Origin of the sequence: Micromonospora sp. WMMD729 (assembly GCF_049315225.1) — a bacterium.
Taxonomy (GTDB): domain Bacteria; phylum Actinomycetota; class Actinomycetes; order Mycobacteriales; family Micromonosporaceae; genus Micromonospora.
In genome coordinates, this window is the sequence record NZ_CP186059.1 from 4982821 (window position 1) to 5000195 (window position 17375).

The 17375-nt window shown below is 69.4% G+C and carries 12 protein-coding genes and 1 tRNA gene; 1 reads left to right on the forward strand and 12 read right to left on the reverse strand.

Annotated elements, in window-relative coordinates; translation table 11 throughout:
* Positions 1–79 precede the first annotated feature (79 nt).
* The 3 genes from ACN263_RS22705 to ACN263_RS22715 form a co-directional block, all read right to left on the reverse strand.
* Positions 80–2872: a BTAD domain-containing putative transcriptional regulator gene (locus ACN263_RS22705; protein WP_422736369.1), complete on the reverse strand. Its 2793-nt coding sequence runs from the start codon at positions 2870–2872 to the stop codon at positions 80–82.
* 61 nt (positions 2873–2933) lie between these two features.
* Entirely contained in the window at positions 2934–3308 is a 375-nt protein-coding gene (locus ACN263_RS22710) for a YciI family protein (protein WP_422736370.1), read from the reverse strand.
* Between the two features lie 253 nt (positions 3309–3561).
* Entirely contained in the window at positions 3562–4266 is a 705-nt protein-coding gene (locus ACN263_RS22715; protein ID WP_422736371.1) for a pyrimidine reductase family protein, read from the reverse strand.
* 280 nt (positions 4267–4546) lie between these two features.
* Between ACN263_RS22715 and ACN263_RS22720 the strand changes: the two genes are divergently transcribed.
* Entirely contained in the window at positions 4547–5335 is a 789-nt protein-coding gene (locus ACN263_RS22720; protein WP_422736372.1) for a pyrimidine reductase family protein, read from the forward strand.
* A 60-nt stretch (positions 5336–5395) separates the two neighbouring features.
* Here ACN263_RS22720 and ACN263_RS22725 read toward each other — a convergent pair whose 3' ends face one another.
* The 9 genes from ACN263_RS22725 to ACN263_RS22765 form a co-directional block, all read right to left on the reverse strand.
* Positions 5396–6010, reverse strand: coding sequence for a pyridoxamine 5'-phosphate oxidase family protein (locus tag ACN263_RS22725; RefSeq protein ID WP_422736373.1), 615 nt, complete (start codon positions 6008–6010; stop codon positions 5396–5398).
* Positions 6011–6053: 43 nt separating this feature from the next.
* The gene (locus ACN263_RS22730; protein ID WP_422736374.1) at positions 6054–8198 is read right to left on the reverse strand and encodes an ATP-binding protein; all 2145 of its coding nucleotides are present in this window, start codon (positions 8196–8198) and stop codon (positions 6054–6056) included.
* 22 nt (positions 8199–8220) lie between these two features.
* Entirely contained in the window at positions 8221–9714 is a 1494-nt protein-coding gene (locus ACN263_RS22735; protein WP_422736375.1) for a class I adenylate-forming enzyme family protein, read from the reverse strand.
* On the reverse strand, positions 9711–10637 hold the full coding sequence (locus tag ACN263_RS22740; protein WP_422736376.1) for an esterase/lipase family protein: 927 nt from the start codon (positions 10635–10637) through the stop codon (positions 9711–9713). The genes ACN263_RS22735 and ACN263_RS22740 overlap by 4 nt, the downstream gene beginning before the upstream one ends.
* A 197-nt stretch (positions 10638–10834) precedes the next feature.
* A tRNA-Ile gene (locus tag ACN263_RS22745) sits at positions 10835–10908 on the reverse strand.
* Positions 10909–10972: 64 nt separating this feature from the next.
* Positions 10973–12652 carry an insulinase family protein gene (locus ACN263_RS22750; protein WP_422736377.1) on the reverse strand — a complete coding sequence of 560 codons (1680 nt, stop codon included), beginning with the start codon at positions 12650–12652 and terminating at the stop codon, positions 10973–10975.
* Entirely contained in the window at positions 12649–13596 is a 948-nt protein-coding gene (locus tag ACN263_RS22755; RefSeq protein WP_422736378.1) for a hypothetical protein, read from the reverse strand. The genes ACN263_RS22750 and ACN263_RS22755 overlap by 4 nt, the downstream gene beginning before the upstream one ends.
* A gap of 56 nt (positions 13597–13652) precedes the next feature.
* Positions 13653–14891, reverse strand: coding sequence for an FAD-dependent oxidoreductase (locus ACN263_RS22760; RefSeq protein WP_422736379.1), 1239 nt, complete (start codon positions 14889–14891; stop codon positions 13653–13655).
* Positions 14881–17004, reverse strand: coding sequence for an MMPL family transporter (locus tag ACN263_RS22765; RefSeq protein WP_422736380.1), 2124 nt, complete (start codon positions 17002–17004; stop codon positions 14881–14883). The genes ACN263_RS22760 and ACN263_RS22765 overlap by 11 nt, the downstream gene beginning before the upstream one ends.
* Between the last annotated feature and the right edge of the window lie 371 nt (positions 17005–17375).

Below are 17375 nucleotides of genomic sequence, written 5' to 3' on the forward strand. Positions count from 1 at the left end.
CATTCCTGGTGGGAAACTCGTGTCCGAAGAGTGCCGAGCCGCCCTGAAACGGCCCGGAAACCGCGCGGAAAGCGGGTCGTCAGCCCGACCGGGTGGCGTCGAGCTGCCCGAGGTCGGCGCGGACCGCGTCGGCGCCGGCGTCGCCGAGTTCGTCGAGGATGCGCAGCGCGCGGTGCCACGCGGCACGTGCGGCGGCCAGGTCGCCGAGGGCCCGATGGCTACCGCCGAGGTTGACGTACGTGCTCGCCTCGGCGTACCGGTCGTGGACCTGGCCGAAGAGTTCCAGGGCCCGCTCGTAGCACGCGACGGCCTGTCGGTCGTCGCCGAGTTGGTGGTGGGCGTGGCCGAGGCTGTCCCAGGTGTCGGCCTGACCCTGGACGTCGTCCACCTCCTGCAACATCCGCAGCGCCTCGCCGCAGGAGGTGAGGGCGCGGTGGTGGTCGCCGAGCAGCCCTTCCTGCCAACCGACCGCGTTGAGGGTGTACCCCTGCCCGGCCCGGTTCCCGGCCCGCCGGAACAGGGTCAGCGCCCGTTGGGAATGGCCGAGCGCGTCGCGGATGTCCCCCCGCCGCTCGGCGAGCTGACCGAGGTTCAGGCAGGTGTGTGCCCGTCCGGCGTCGTCGCCGACCTCGCCGAACAGGTCGAGCGCGCGCCGCAGGTGGTCGTCGGCCTCGTCGTAGCGGCGCAGCCGGGAGCAGGCGAGACCGAGGCTACGGTGCGCGTGCCCCTGCCCGGCCCGATCCCCGATGCGGGACGCGGCGGCGAGGGCGATCCGCTGCGTCCCGAGCCAGTCCTGCCAGTGTCCCTGCCGGTGCAGGTAGCCGGCCATGCACCAGGCGAGTCGCCAGGCGTGCCCCTCGAACCCGGACCGCGCCGCGAGCGGCACGGCGGCCAGCAGGACGGGGATCTCGGCGGCGAACCACGCCGACGCGGCCGACCGGTTCCGCGGGGCCTCCGGCGTCACGCCCGCGAGCGGCGCCGGCAGGCTGATCGTGCTGAAGTGCGGATGCAGCGCCAGGTCGGCTACGTGCGCGGCGTGCAGGCAGTGGTCGAGCAGCCGGTGGACGGCGGCACGGCGGTCGGCCGCCGGCTCCGCCTCGTCGGCGAGACCGGTGGCGTACGCGCGCAGCAGGTCGTGGTACGCGTACCGCCCGTGCCTGTGCTCGGCGAGGAGATTCGCCCGGGTCAGCTCGGTGAGCAGGGGGCCGACCGCCTGCGGGGTGCAGCCGGCGAGGCTGGCCACGGCCGGCGCGGCCACGTCCGGTCCGGGGTGCAGGCTCAGCAGCCGGAACAGCCGGACCGCCGGTGGGCTGAGGATCCGACACGACCAGGAGAAGACCGCCCGGACGTCGGTGGTCGCGTCCCCGCCGTGGAAGGCGTCCAGACCGCCCAGCTCGTCCGCCACCGCGGCCAGCGAGAAGCGCGGGTTGGTGGAAGCCCGGGCGGCGACGATGGCGAGGGCGAGGGGCAGCCGCGCGCAGCGGTCCGCGATGTCGTCGGCCGCGGCGGGTTCCTCGGCGACCGGACGCGCGCCGAGTCGACGGACGAGCATGTCGCGGGCTTCGTCGGGGCTCAGCAGGTCGAGGACCACCGGCTGGGCGCTCTCGGTGACGACAAGTGGGACGAGCTGGTCGCGGCTGGTGACGACCACGAGGCAGTCCGGCGAGCCGGGCAGCAGCGGCCGCACCTGGTCCGCGTCGCGCGCGTTGTCCAGCACCACCAGCAGACGCCGGCCCGCCACGACCGTCCGGTACCGGCTCACCATCGAGTCCGCATCGCTCGGCATCCGTGCGGGCGGAACGCCGAGCGCTTCCAGGAACCCGCGCAGCACCCGCATCGGATCGGTCGGCGTTGCCGCCGGATCGAAGCCGCGCAGGTTGACATAGAGCTGCCCGTCGGGGAAACGCTGGGCCACGCGGTGCGCCCAGTGCACGACGAGGGCGGTCTTACCGACGCCGGCGGTGCCGGACACCACCACCGCGCCGCCGCGGTCGAGCAGCGCGTCCAGGGCCGCCAGCTCCGCCGCACGTCCGGTGAACGTGGGTACGGGCGGAGGCAACTGTGCCGCCACCGCCCGTACGGGCACGGTCGGGGCCGGGATGGCCGGGGCCGGCGCGGCGATCGCGGCGTCCTGGCGCAGGATGGCCGCCTGGAGCTCCTTGAGCCGTGGGCTCGGGTCGATGCCAAGCCCTTCCCGGAGGGCGTCGCGCAACCGCCGGTACGTGGCGACCGCCTCGCCCTGCCGCCCGTCCCGGTACAGCGCGAGCATCAGGTGGGCGTGCAGGTGCTCGTCGAAGGGGTGCTGTCGGACGAGCCGTTCGAGTCCGGGGACGAGTCGCGCGTGCTCCCCGGCGCCAAGGCGCGCTTCGGCAAGTGCTCGCTCGGCCTCCAACCGCAGGCTGGCCAGGTGTTCGGCCTGCTCCTCGAGCCAGGGCGAGCCGGTGACGTCGGCGAGCGGCGGGCCACGCCACAGTGCCACCGCGGCGGTCAGGCGGGCCACCCGCTCGGCCCGATCCGTCGTACGCCGAGCCAGGTCGAGCAGATGCTCGGCGGCCTGGACGTCCGTCGACTCCGGCCCGGTGTCGAGCAGGTAACCGGGCCGACGCGCCACGATCGATCCGGGCTCGCCGAGCACCCCGCGCAGGTAGGAGACGTGGCGTTGCAGCGTGTTCTCGGCCGTCGCGGGTGGACGCTCACCCCAGACCACGTCGACCAGTCGGTCGACGCTCACCACCCGGCCCGCGTGCAGCGCCAACGTCGCCAGGACCGCCTTGCGGCGTACGCCGTTCACCGCCTGCGGACCGTCGGCGACGACCACCTCCACCGGCCCGAGCAGCCGGACGCGTACGCCCGAGCCCGCGATCGATGTCACCGGCTCAGGCTAATTCCGCAGGCCGCAGCCCCGATCTGTTCGTCGCGCACTGGACACGAGGTCAGCCTCGGCGGGCGGCCCGGCGGATCATCTCGTCCGTCTCCGGGTCGGCCATGAGCTCCCGGACCTCCTGGGCGCAGCGGCAACCCGCGGCGATCCTGGCAGCCCAGGTGAGCGCCTCATCGCGGGTGGGCACCTCGACGACCGCGAACCCGCCGATGACCTCCTTGGTCTCCGGGTAGAGGCCGTCGGTGACCGACCCGTCCGTCGCGACGATGCTGGCCCGCTGACGTTCGAGGCCGCCGCCGAAGACCCAGACGCCCGCGTTGACGGCCTCCTGGACCACGGCGTGCGACGCCTTACCCACGTCGGGCCAATCCTCGGCGGGGATGTGGTCCATCGCGCCGTCGTTGAACGAGATCAGGTACCGCGCCATGTCGGAACTCCCCTCTTCCGGGCGGCCCTCACCGGCCGCCTCCACCCTTACCACGAACGACCCGACCTCGATTCGACAGCGGCGCCGCGCCCGTGACGAGGCCCGGATCGCCGCCGCACTGGCCGCGAGTGGCCGGCTGGTCCCTGACGCGTACACACCGACGTGGAGGGTCCTGGCCGACGTGGAGGGCAACGAGGCTGCGTCGCCACCTGGGTCGGCCGGTCGGTTGCGGAGCCCGAATTCGAAACCGCGACTAGGCGCGCCGATACCGGGCGAACAAGAAGCCGGAATCTGTGAGGAGCCCGTCGAGTCGCATTGCCCGGAATCCCCCCGCCGCACCGGCCAGGAGAGACGTTGCCCCGCCCACGAGGTGCGGCGACAGCGTCAGGCAGAGCTCGTCGACGAGTCCCTCATCCACCAGTTGAGCGAGCACCCGGGGGCCACCCTCGCACAGGACCTTGATGAGACCGCGCCGTTTGAGCGAACCGAGGGCCACGGACAGCTCGACCCGCTCCTGGCCCGCAATGAGTAGCACGGCACCCGCGTCCTGAAGCCGGCGCCGCCGCCATGCGGGTGCTGATTCGGTGGTGATGACAAGAGGGGCCGCCGAAGCGCCGGAGAACACGGGCGACAGTGGATCGAGGTCAGCGCGCGCAGTGATGATCGCTAATGGTGGAGCTTCATTGCCGCATCGGCGCATTCTCCTCTCGCGCAGCTCCGGCGGAAGTCGCACGGTCCCGTACTGTTCACTTCGTACGGTGCCAGAGCCAACCACAACGACGTCCGCCAATTGACGGAGTTCGTCGTACACCGCGCGATCGCTCCGCGAGCCGAGCGGCCCACTGACACCGTGAACCGCAACCGCCCCGTCCAAGGCCATGATTCCATTTACGCGGACGTACGGCGCGGCGAGACCATCCGGGTAGGCATACACATCGGAAAGCTCCTCTTCCCGCACGAACCTCGGCTCGGGACCTCGGTGCCACAGTAGATCCATACGGCACATCCAAGCACAGGCCAAAGCACGAGTGAAGCCAGTACCAAACACTTACACCGATACGCCACACAACCAACTCGCTGGATGATTCGCCACACTTTACAATCCCCACCGTCGCCGACCGAGGGCGACGCGTTATAATCCCAAACGCCCGAAAGTCGGCGGACTGGGCGAAACAACAAGCCGGGTCGTGATCGTGCCCCACTTTCGCGGTTCTTATGTTGCAGGAGAAAGTGACGTGATGGACGCGATGGAACTACTATGGCCACTTGAATCTGACTCGACGGCGTCGACCCTGTCCGATACGGATCTCCTCTCATTCTATTCGTATCCGGAGCCGTTGAATGCGCCATACATCCGCGCAAATCTCGCGAGCACCGTCAACGGAAACGTGGCCGCCGCCGGGCAGTCGGCCGGAATAGCATCGCACGCGGACAGGATTCTGTTCGGCCGCCTACGGCGGCTCGCCGACGTCATCCTCGTAGGCGCCGAGACGGTCCGGGCCGAGGACTGCCGGGGCGCGAGAAGGCGGGACGACGTCCGTGCATTCCGTCTTGCCCGCGGCCAGTCAGAGGTTCCGCCTGTCGCCGTGGTGAGCGCGTCGGCAAACCTACGACCCGACAGCCGGCTGTTCACCGACACCTACGTGCCTCCCATAGTTCTCACCACCGAGGCTGCGCCCAAGGAGAATGTTGCTCGACTGCGGGCAGCCGGCGGAGACGTGCTGATCGCTGGGGAGACACGCCTTGACATCGACCGCCTCAACGAGATCTTCGCGGCTCGCGGCCTGATGAGGGTCCTGTGTGAAGGAGGGCCGACTCTGCTCGGTTCGCTGATAGCCGCACGCGCGGTGGATGAGCTGTGCCTGACGATCACACCCTTCGTCGGCGGCGCACAGAACCTGTCCGCCGGGCCGGAGGTTGAACCGTCGGCGATGCAACTCGTCTCGGTGCTCACTTCCGAGGGAAGCCTGCTGCTGCGGTATCGCCGTGACGACGAGGCACCGTCGCCTCAACGGGCCGGCAAGTGACGGGGGGTGGCATCGTGATCGTCGCGGAAAACGGGCCCTGGGACCGGTCCTCGTCACGTCTCAGGGGCCGACGAAGCAGGACGACCAGCTTGCTGACTCCGCATCCCAGGTGAACCGTCGGCAGCGGTGCTGCCACTTCACCACGTCCGCCTCCCAGAACTCGAACGTTTCCGGAAGCAGTTGGAACGCCCGCCACTTGCCGGGCCGAGGAACCACCACGTCCGCATACCGGGAACGGCAGTCCTGATAGGCCACGTTGAGTTGATCTGGGGTCTGCGGGCGTCCGTCCGCCGAAGCACGGACCAGCAATCGCTCCGGCAGCGGCGCCTCGGAGAACAGTGTGTCGGCGAGTTCTTCCGACGCGAGACGGGCCGGGCCCTCGGCACGCCACTGCCTGACCTTCATCCAGAATGCCGACATTGCGGCGTAGGGCACCGCCATCAGATCGCGACCTTTCCGTGACTCAAGCGACGTCGCGAAGTAAAGTCGGTCGTCCCGAAGAAACAGCAGCACCGTGCGGCAGCCGACCTTGCCTGCCGCATCCGCAGTGGCCAGACTCACGGCGTTCGACCAGGGCCCGGTCCTCGCCGCGTCGGCGATCCACGCGCGGGTGAGCCGTATCGGGTCCGACGTGGCGAGCAGAGCGTCCTCGTCATCGGCAGGGTCGATATTCAAGAGCCATTCCTCCAGACATACGTCCTGACACCGGCCGCCGGAGTTATTCGGGGTCGGGCCGAACCTCGTCAGGCAGCGCCCGCAGTTCCGCACGTACCATCGCGGCTTCGGGCGCCCCGAGCCGCTCGAATATCGCCAGACTCGTCGTCCAGTACGGCACTGCATGCCGGGGTCCCAGTCGAAGGCTCGCAACGTGGCCCAGATTGTACAGAGTTCCACCTTCGCCGTACACGTCATTCACCTCGCGCCGAATAGCGAGCGCCTCCAAGAAATACCGGTACGACTGCTCGGCGTCGTTGCTGTCGCGGTAGAGCTCGCCGAGACTGTCCAAGGTGAAACCCTCTGCCATCCGGTTGCCGGTGGCTCGCCAGATCTCAAGGGCGGCCCGGCAGCTGGTGATGGCTTCCTGCCGATTTCCGAGATGAGCTTCGGACTTGCTCAGGCAGTAAAGCGCCCATCCCTTCCGGTAATCGTCATCCAGTTCGCGCGCGATTCGGAGCGCTTGCCGGGCGCTTGATGCCGACATTTCGTATCGCGTGGCGTGCAGATATGCGAATCCGAGGTTGTTGAGCGTGCGCGCCTCTCCGGATCGGTCTGCGGCCAAGCGGTGCAGTTCAAGGGCCAGATTCAAGCTCTCGACGGCCCGGTCCAGGTCGTGCCGTTCCCACAGCACACCGCCCAGCCCGGTGAGCATCCATGCTTCGCCCTGCCGGTTCCCGGCGAGACGGGCGGCGTCCAGACCGAAGGTGTGGCTCTCCTCCCAGTCGGTCCAGTACTTTCGCAACTGATAGAAGCCCCAGGAAGCATCGGCGATCTGCCAACAGAGGTCGTACGACCCCGATCGCAGCGCATCCTCGCAGGCCGCCAGCAGGTTCACGCGCTCGGCCTCGAACCAGTCGAGTGCTGCGGCCCGGGTCAGGTCGGGCACGACGCCGCCCCGCGTCGCTGCCCGCCAGGGCCGGATGCGGGTCGGGATCAACCGTTCCTCGGCCGACGTCGCCATGGCGAGGTACCACTCGAGCAGCCTCTGCCGAGCCGCCCGTTGACTCTCCTCAGGTTCTTCGTCGGTGCAACGCTCCCAGCAGAACTCGCGGATCAGGTCGTGCATCCGGTAACGCCTCTCGGTGCCGGGAACGATGTCCACCAGGTGCACGTCGACGAGACCTTCGACCGTCTGCTCCGTCCGCTCGGACGATATATCGAGCAAGGCCGCTGCCGCGGGCAGCGAGAAGTCCGGCCCCACGCACAGACTGAGAAGCCTGAAGATGTGCCGAACTTCGTGGCCCAGGGTCTGGTAGGAGAGGTTGAAGCCTGCCCGAACCTCGACATCACCCACGGCCAACTCGTTGAGCCGGCCCCCCTCCACGAGCAGGCGGTGCAACAGGTCGGCGATAGCCAGATTCGGTCGGACGACGAGTCTGACCGCTGCGATCCGCAGAGCCAGTGGAAGATAGCCGCAGGCCGCAGCGAGACGCTCGGCCTCTTTGCGTTCAGCGGCCACACGTGTGGCGCCGCAGATGTTGGCCAGCAGGTCGACCGACTCGGCGACACTCAGTCCGTCGAGCATCATGAGATGAGCACTGTTGCTCACCGCCAGTTCAGGTAGGCGAGTTCGGCTGGTCACCAGTACCAGGCAGCGGCCGCTGTTCGGCAGCAGCGAGGTCACCTGCGCGGCGGCGGCCACGTTCTCGATCAGCAGCAGCACACGTTTCCCGGCAAGAAGACTCCGGTAGAGATTGAGTTGGTCGCTGAGGCTCGCCGGGATCACCTCCGGTGCCACGCCCAACGCTCGTAGGCACGACTCAAGCGCATGGTTCTCGGACGCCGTGTACGACGGACCGTACGCATTCAGATCCAGATAGAGCTGAGCGTCCGGGAAGGAGGGTGTCAACCGGTTCGCCACATGGATCGCGAGAGCGCTCTTGCCCATGCCGGCGATCCCACTGACAGTGAAGATCAGATTGCCGGTCCACTCCGACTCGACCGCCGTGAGGACCCTGTCGATCTCCGGCTGCCGTCCCACGAAATGTCCCGTGTCCGGCGGCAGTTGGTGCATCGCGGTAGGCCGGAAGGGTGGCGCCGCACCAAAGTACTGATGGACCGTGTGACCCTCGCCGATCACAACGCCCTGTCCTTCGGAGGCGGCGATCTCATAGCGAGGGCCGCCGGAGTGGTCGTCAGCCAACACCGCGCTCCTCAACAGAAGGCTTCTAGTCGGAATTCCAGACCCCGCCGCGTATCACGGCGCGGCGAATTTTGCCGGTGGGTGTGCGCGGCAGCCTCGTTACGAAACGGACCTCGCGAGGAATCTTGTGGCCCGCCAGGCGCTCGGCCAGATAGGTCCTGATCGAATCCTGATCCTCCACGACCGGAGTCCGGTGAAAGGACGGGATGACGAAGGCCACGAGCATTCGTGCTCCCCTGGCGTCTGGAATGGTCGCAACCGCCACCTCCCGCACCGACGGATGGCTGGCGAGCACATTCTCGACCTCGATGGGTGAGATGTTCAGACCGGCGACTATCTCAAGATCGTCTGAACGCCCCAGGTGGATATATCGTCCGTCCCGCCTTCGGCGCGCCATGTCGGCCGTCGCCAACCAGCCCTCCACCAGGACGCTCTCGGTCTCAGTTTCCCGGTTGAGATATCCCTGCATGACGGTGGAACCTCGGACCCAGAGATGCCCCTCACACTCGCCACCGTCCGGCGGCGCAGGACGGCCGCTGTCGTCGCGCAGCTCCACCTCGTATCCGGCCAGCGGAGACCCGACCGTGCCCAGCTCGTTGTCCGCAACGGTATTGGCGCAGAATGCACCGCCCACTTCGGTGGAACCGAGCATGTTGAGAACGGGTGCGTCGATCAGACCACTCGTACGCTCACCCAACGCCACGGTGAGCGGCTCGCCCGCCGAGATCGCCACCCGCACAGTGGCGAACTGGTGCGGATCCCCCCGTGACAGGAGCGTGGAGTAGACCGATGGAACTGCGAACAGCACGGTGACACGTCGGCGCGCGATGAGGAGAGGAACGTCGCTGACATCCAGCCACAACCGGCGCAACACCACCGCGGAGCCAGAGTGCAACGGATAGACGAATGAATTTCCGAAGCCGTAGGGGAAATACAGCTTCGACGTTGACAGCAGCACGTCACCCTCGGCGAGTCCGAGCATGCCGTCCCCCACGGCGGCATGATAGGCGACCAGGTCCGAATGTCGGTGGATGGCGCCTTTGGGTGTTCCCGTCGTGCCCGACGTGTACTGCACGTACAGCGGCGCGTCGGCGCCGACCGGTGCGGCGACCTCCGGACTTGCGTCTTGGGCCAGGCCCACCAGGCGCTCGGCGCTGATTGTCGGAGCATGCGGCATGAACCGGCCGCTCAACGCGCCCTCGGAGACGATCAGGTCCGGCTTGCAGTCATGGACATAAAAGGCATGATCATTCGCCGGCAGGTCCGGGTTGACGGTGATTGCCACAGACCCGAGGCGAGCAGAGGCGAGAAACGTGACGATCCACTCGACACCGTCCGGCAGCACCACGAGAACTCGGCTTCCGACGGTTACCCCCTGCGTCTTGAGCACAGCCGCGACCCGTGCGGCCATGTCATGGACCCAGCCGTGCGTGTAGGTCCGGTCGTCGACGTGGTAGGCCGGGCGACTGTGCCAGCCCTTGCTGAGCATGAGGTTCGCCAGGTCCTCGGCGGCGTTCATCCCGCTTCACCCGCGTCGGATCTGGTATCGAAGGTCTGCGTCACCTGCGCATGATCGCCCACGACAACCCCTTGACCGTGCCGGACATCGACCACGTACTTGGCGTTCGCCGGCGCAGCCTCGTCCACCCGGTCGGAAGAGGCGGGCTCAGCAGCGGCCGCGACACGCCACCGCGCCAGGTCCTCGCGCACATGATGTCGGACCACGTCAGCGGTGCAGTTTCCGGGAGCTGCGGGGTCGAGTATCGAAAAGTGATTTCCGACCACGGTCGAGGCTCCGGGGAAGGCGCCCTGCGCCGAAGCAGGGAGAACAATTCGGTCCGCATCACCGGCATATACATGAATTGGGATGGGACACTCATGGTCAGTGACCTGATCGGCGTTGACAATGCGTTGGACCACCGTTCTGGTGGTGTTCGCCACCTGCCTGTCGAGGACCTCCAGGGAGGCGGCCTGAGGATGCCGGTTGTACCGGAACGCGCGACGCACGGAACGCATGTAGTCGGAGCCGTTGTTCGGGCAGGCCAGCATCACCACGGAGAATATTCGGGACAGCTCGCTTGCCCGCCCCTGCGACACCATCCACGCGAAAAAACGCTGGAGAATCAGGCCGCCCTGGCTGTGCGTCACGATTGCGACAGCATCTTCGGCCGACAGATTGACGGCGTACTGTGTCGCAAAGGTCTGAGCAATGTCGTCATGGTCCGGTACCCGGGTGGGGGAGAACGGCAGGACCGGACGTTTCGGTGAAGCGTAACCGAAAGGCCGGATCCGCAGCCCCTGGAGAGCCTCGTCACGGGACCAGACGTCAACGAGCTTGTCCCACGTGGAGGGCGACGACCAGAAGCCATGAATCGTTACGAGGGTCGCGTCCATGTCTTCCGGCTCCTCGTCCGCAACGGCGAAGGCGCCGGTGAACGCCACCGCGATGTTGACCTGTCGTGATGACCGCCACGTTTTTGGAGAGCATACTCAGCCGCGAAAGACCTGACCATCCCCCGACGAACCGCTGGCCGGACCGGGAAAGCGTGGGAGCAAATCGATGGGGCGACCCCGCCACCGGCGTCGCACCTCGTCTGCGCCGACGGGACCTGTACGCAAGCCGCTGAGCGGCGGACCTGTGGGGCGGGCGGGACTCGAACCCGCGACCGAGGGATTATGAGTCCCCTGCTCTAACCGGCTGAGCTACCGCCCCGGAACCGCGCGGATCTTATCCCGCCCGGTGGATCACGGGCCAGCAGCGACCTGACCCCACCTCATCACCGCCGTCGTTTCAGCAGCACGATGGGCATCGCGAGGATAACAGTGAGCACCCATCCGACCGCGATGACGCCCCAGAACCATGCCTCGTCCGGATCGGTGTCGTCGGAGAGGGTGGCGAAGGTCAACAACAGGGTGAAGCCGCCCATGACCAGGGTTCCGAGTCCGCTGAGCACCATGACCAGTTTCTCCCACCACGGACGTCGGGCGGTCCCGGCTTCTCGGGCGATGGGCCTCGGCTGCGGGATCTGGTCGGGGGTGCGGGCCGGCATGGCGACGTGCCGGTCGGCCGGCACTCCGGCGTCGATGGCCGCCATCGTCCCCGGCGACAACTCGAGCATGGTCGGTTCGATGTGCAGCGTGATGGCATCGGCGCCGATCAACTGTCGCGCGCCGTCCGGCCAGGTGAGCATGACGGAGCAGTCGTCGTACCGGACGGTGAGCGGTCCTTCCGCCCCCAGGTGGCTCACCCCGAGGTCGCCGACGCGGAGGCCGCCGGCACCTTCCCTGGCGCGGTACGTGGTGCCGTCCACCGTGTCGGTGGAGTGGGTGGGCGCGGCGACGAAGCCGGCCCAGTCAGCGGTGAGCCCGCGCGGCACCATGAGCAGCGCGGAGCCCATCACCTCGCCGGCGACCGCGTGCAGGTCGGCGAGGTCGACGGCCTTCAACTCGGCCCGGTGCTCGTCGATGGTGAGGTTGGGTTCCCCGGTGAGCACGTTCAGGGCGTACCCGGGAAGTCGCGCGGCATCGACCTCGGCGGTGCCGAGCAGGTCCTCGCGCTTGGCCACGGTGGCGTCCAGGTCGGCCTGCTCGATCCGGCCGACCCGCAGCTTGGCGAGTACGTCGACGAAGCCGCCGAGAACGGCGTCCTGCTTCTCTGCCAGCGCGTCGGCGAGCGCCCGCAGCATGGCGTTGCCGTCGCCGCGCGGGTCGTACCCGGTGGTGGTGGTGTAGGAGAGGCCGGACTCCTGGCGTAGCGACCGGTACAGCTCCCGTTCCAGCACCCCGGAGAAGACGGCCGCGGCGGCGCTGCGCCGCACCACGGCGTCGAGCACCACGGCCCGGGTGCCGTGGACGAAGTACGCGGGGGTCTGCGGCAGCGCCGACGAGGCAGCCGGGACCGGTTGGCGTGTCCCGCTGGGCAGCGACAGCCGAAGGTCGGCGGGCACCTGGTCGCCGCAGATCCACAGCACCGCGTTCTCCCGGGTGAACCAGCGGGCCGTCCACTCGCGCAGGTCGTCGGCGGTCAGCGCGTCCAGCCCCCACTCCGGGTAGCTGCTGAGCCCGAAGTCCCGGGCCCCGTGTCGCCACAGCGGGATGTCGTCGATCGCAGCGGCGCCCCGGCTGCTCCACTCGGTGCGCAGGATGTCCTTCTCGACGTCGAGTCGCCCGACCGGCAGGTCGGACAGGTGCCCGCAGACGGCGGTCAGGAACGCCGCGATGTCGGCCTGGGAGCCCTGGGTGTGGAACATGGTGAACGCCGGGGCGGTCACGCCGTTGACGTGGTAGTCGGCCAGGCCGAGCGGCGCGAGCGCCAGGTGCTCGACGAGGTGGGTGATGCCGGCGCGGGCGAGCGTCTCGTCGGCGGTGCCGACCCGGAAGGTCAGTCCGGCGCGCATCGGCCCGCCGGTGGGGGCGAGCAGCGTGGGCACCCCGTCCACGTCCAGGTGCTGGATCACGACTGACCACCCTTCGCGTACGCCTTCGCGCGGTACTTCGTGTAGCCCTCGGCGTCGTCCGCGTACGTCCAGGGGAATTCGGAGCCGAGGTTGCCGAGTGCTCTGAACTGGCTGGCCGCCGCGGACCACTGCTCGGTCAGGCTGAACATCAGCGCGAACGACGAGCGGACCCAGACCCAGCCGGGCCGGTCGACGAAGTCCGGGTGCAGCACGGACCGCTGCCCGGCCTGCATGATCTCGTCCACGACGGCTGCGCTGCGTACGTACGCGGTGCGTTCCCGCTCCGTGTCGAAGTCGAGCCAGCGTTCCAGGTGCGCCTCGGCGAGCACCACGGCGTTGGGCGCGCCGTCGGGCGCGGCCTGCGCGCACTCCCGGGCGAACGCGAAGGCGCGGTCCCAGTCGCCGCTCCACTTCGGGCAGAGCTGCTGCAGCAGCGTCGCCTGGGCGGGCGCGTGATGGGGGTGGTGCGCGGCGAGTCGGTCGTAGCGGCGGCGCGCCTCGTTGTGCCCCAGTTGCAGACCCCGGGCGATGGTGATCCGTTGGGTCCAGGCGGCCGCGTCGTCGGGGAACCGGGCGGTGACGTCGATGAGGACCCGCTCGGCACGGCGCAGGTGGTCGTGGAACTGGTCGAACTGCTCCCGGCTGACGTACCGGGCCCGGTAGGCGCTGCGGATCCGCCAGCCGGCGCGGATCAGGTGGTTACCCAGCAGCGTCCCGGCGAGCGGGTCGGTCGGGTCCTCGTCGTACACCCGGCGCAGGAACGGCTCGGTCCCCTGCTTGTCGCCGGCCGCTGCGACGAGCAGCGTGCGGCCGTCCGGCGCGCGGTCCGCGAACACCGCCCGCACCGCGGGCCAGTCGGCGGCGTCGAGCGCCTTGTAGAGGTCGCTGACCTCGGGGTACGCGTCGGCGACGTCGAAGGTTGGCGCCGGGAGGGTGGCGGGCATGGCGGGGATCATAAGTGATCAACTACGGCTGCGGTGCCCCCGTTTTCGGCGTCAGGTCAGCCGGCGCGCAGCTCCCCGAGCACCGCGCCCGCGGCACGCCAACCACTGGCGAGAGCGCCCTGGATCGATGGGCTGTCCCGGTGGTCACCGGCCACGAACAGCCCCTGCCCGAGCGCGACGGGCTTGCGCAGCCGCCCCTGCGGGGGCGGGGCGGCGGGCAGCGCGTCCGGTATGGACACGGTGGTGAGGTGCGTCCAGTCGGCGGTGGATCGTCCGTACAGCCGGGTCAACTCGGTCCGGATGGTCGGTTCGGGCGGGGCCGTCGGACCGACCACCGAGGTGGCCACGAGATGCCGACCCGCCGGGGCGTAGGTCGGGCCGGCGTTGCTGAGTACCACCGTGTTCGCCACGATCTCCCGGCGGTCGCCGTCGACGAGCAGGATCGGCTCGCGAAGCGGCGGTTCGGGAGCGCTGTGGTAGTACGTGGTGTAGCTGTCCATCCGTACCGTCGACAGAGCCGGCAGCAGCGCGGCCGCGGCGGGCGGGTCGACGGCGACCACGACGGCCCGGCATCTGATGTCGCCGGCCTGCGTGCGGACCAGGCCGGGCGCGACCTGCGCGACCGGGGTGTCCAGGTCGAGCAGGTCGACCGGGAGCGGCTCGGCGATGGCCCGGGGCAGCGCGGCCATTCCGTCGGCGGGCAGGCCGATGCGGCCCCGGGCGAACGAGCGCAGCACCATCGCGAACACATGGCTGGAGGTCGCCAACTCCCGGTCGATGAACACACCGGACAGGAACGGCCGCAGCAGCTCCTCGATGATCGCGTCGGAGAGACCGGCCCGGCGCAGCGCCGTCTCGGTGCTGGTCTCCGGCGCGGCGAGCAGCCGGGACGTCGGCAGCGTGGCGGCCCCGGTGGCGAGCGCGGCGAAGCGGAGCCGGTCGAGCAGCGAACCGACTCCGGCGAGCGCGCTACGCGGGCCGCCGCTCGGCTCGCGCAGCGGGTTGACCAGCCGCAGCAGGTCGTCGCCCTTACGGACCAGCACGCCGGAGGTGAAGTAGCCGAGGTTCAGGCGGTCGGTGTCGAGCAGCGTGCCGAGCTTCGGGTAGGCGGTGTTGAGCACCTGGAAGCCACGATCGATCAGGTACCCGTCGACGACGTCGGTGGCGACCCGACCGCCGAGCCGACCGCCGGCCTCCACCAGCCGCCAGGGCACGCCGGCGCGGTGCAGCCGGCGGGCGGCGGCGAGGCCCGCCAGGCCGCCGCCGACGACCACCACGTCGGTCTCAGCCAGCATCGCGCGCCTCCCGCTCGCCGTTCGTCCGGGACAACCGGCCCGGCCACCAGATCTTCGGCCCGATGTCGTACGCGAGCGCGGGCACCAGCAGCGACCGGACGATGATCGTGTCGATCAGTACCCCGATCGCGACCGCCGTACCCAACTCGACGAGCACCACCAGGGGCAGCACGGCGAGGGCGGAGAACGTCGCGGCGAGCACGATGCCGGCGGAGGTGATCACCCCGCCGGTGACGGCGAGGCCGGCCAGCACACCGGCCCGGGTACCCCGCTTGACCGACTCCTCGCGGACCCGGCTCATCAGGAAGATGTTGTAGTCGATGCCGAGCGCGACCAGGAACACGAACGCGAACAGCGGGAACGACGAGTCCACGCCGGGAAAGCCGAAGACGTGTCGGAACAGCAGCGCGCAGAGCCCGAGGGTGGCCGCGAAGCTGAGCAGCACGGTGCCGATGAGCAGCAGCGGCGCGAGCAGGGCGCGCAGCAGCAGGGCCAGGATCACCGCGATGACCACCAGCACCACCGGGATGATGACGTTCTGGTCGCGCTTCGCGGCGTCCGAGGTGTCCACGTTGATCGCGGTGAAGCCGCCGACCACGGCGTCCGCGCCGGGCACCCGGTGTACGGCCTCCCGCAGCTCACGGATGGTCCGCTCCGCACCGTCACTGTCCGGTGGGTCGGTGAGGGTCGCCTCCAGCTGCACCCGACCGTCGACGACCTTCGGGGCGGCGTTGCGGTCGGGCGGCCCGCCCTGCTGGCCGTCGCTGAACGGGCGGACGTCGGCCACCCCGGGGACGCGCTGCGCGATTTCTGCCACCCGCTGTGCGGACTGCTCGGTGGTGAAGATGGTGGCCGGGCTGCCGGTGCCGGCCGGGTAGTGCCGGGCGATCACCTCCTGACCGTCCACCGAGTCGGTGCGTTGGGTGAACAGGTCGGACTGCCCGAGGATGGTCGCGCCGAGCTGGGTGAGGCCGAGCGTGAGCACCGCCAGCACGACGGCGGTGCTCAACCAGATCGGACGGGCGTGCCGGGCCACGAACCCGGCGACCCGGCTCCAGATGCCGTGCTCGGCCTGCGGGTCCGCCCGGTCGACGCGGGGGCGTCGGGGCCAGAACGCCCACCGGCCGCCGAGCACCAGCAGCGCGGGCAGGAAGGTGAGCATCACCAACAGCGTGGCGGCGATCCCGATGGCGGCGACCGGCCCGAGCGCCCGGTTGGAGTTCAGGCTGGACAGCAGCAGGCACAGCAGGCTGACGATCACCGTGCCGCCGGAGGCGATGATGGCCGGCGCGGCACCCCGCCACGCGGCCCGCATCGCGCTCCACGGCCGGTCGTGGCGGTGCAGCTCCTCCCGGTAGCGGGCGATCAGCAGCAGCGCGTAGTCCGTCCCGGCACCGAAGACCAGCACGGTGAGGATGCCCTGTGCCTGCCCGTTCAGCTTGAGGACGTCGGCGTCGGCGAGCAGGTAGACGAAGACGGCGGCGAGGGCGTACGACATCCCGGCGGCCAGCAACGGGAAGATCCACAGGACCGGGCTGCGGTAGACGATCAGCAGGATGATCAGCACCACCACGAGCGTCACGAGCAGCAGTGGCCCGTCGATGGCGGAGAAGACCTCGATCAGGTCGGCGAGCAGACCGGCCGGGCCGGCGACGTCCACGGTCAGACCGTCCCGATCGCCCCCGGCGATGTCGCGCACCTGTTGGACGACCGAACCGATCTGCTCGCCCTCGGCGTCGTCCACCGGCACTATGACCTGTAGCGCCTGACCGTCCTCGCTCGGGATGGGCGGCGGCAGCGGGGTGACCACGCCCGGCACTTGGGCGAACCGGGCGGCGTCGGCGGCGACCCGCTGCCGGTCGGCGTCGGTGATCCCCGACGACCGCTCGTAGACCACCAGCGCCGGGGTGGTCTGCCGGTCGACGAAGCCACCGGCGAGATCCTGGGCCCGGGTCGCCTCGGCGTCGGTGGGCAGGAAGGCGGCGTTGTCGTTGGTGGAAACCTCGCTGAGCCGTCCGGCGTACGGGCCGGCCACCGCGCCGATCACCAACCAGGCCAGCACGACCGCCACCGCGACCAGCGTGGCCCGACCGAAGCCCCCTCGTCCGGACATCCGCCCTCACCCCAAGAATCGACGCATCAATCGACGCAGCGGGAGTCTAAGTCGACACCGACCATCCTGCCGGCCAACCCACCCCCAAGAACCCCAAACCAACCCATTCCGCCCCGGCACGGGTGCGCACGCCAAGATCCTCACAACATCAGGGAAGTTGCTGCATCCGCCGCGCGGGAAGCAGCAACATCCCCGAAGTTGCTGCCACGAACGCCAACCTGCCCACCCCACACACCCACGCGCGGCCGCGCGGCCGCGCGGCCGCCATGATCGCGTCGATCTTGCAGTTTCGGTTGTCGAAAGGCGCACTAAATCCCGATATGCCACCGCAGTAAGTGCAAGATCGGCGGCGCAGGGGTGGGCCGCGAGGG

Excerpts from the sequence above, each read along its gene's own strand:
- ACN263_RS22760 (WP_422736379.1), bottom strand. The coding sequence starts at position 14,891 with ATGCTGGCTGAGACCGACGTGGTGGTCGTCGGCGGCGGCCTGGCGGGC.
- ACN263_RS22735 (WP_422736375.1), bottom strand. The coding sequence starts at position 9,714 with ATGAACGCCGCCGAGGACCTGGCGAACCTCATGCTCAGCAAGGGCTGG.
- ACN263_RS22765 (WP_422736380.1), bottom strand. The coding sequence starts at position 17,004 with ATGTCCGGACGAGGGGGCTTCGGTCGGGCCACGCTGGTCGCGGTGGCG.
- ACN263_RS22755 (WP_422736378.1), bottom strand. The coding sequence starts at position 13,596 with ATGCCCGCCACCCTCCCGGCGCCAACCTTCGACGTCGCCGACGCGTAC.
- ACN263_RS22710 (WP_422736370.1), bottom strand. The coding sequence starts at position 3,308 with ATGGCGCGGTACCTGATCTCGTTCAACGACGGCGCGATGGACCACATC.
- ACN263_RS22720 (WP_422736372.1), top strand. The coding sequence starts at position 4,547 with ATGGACGCGATGGAACTACTATGGCCACTTGAATCTGACTCGACGGCG.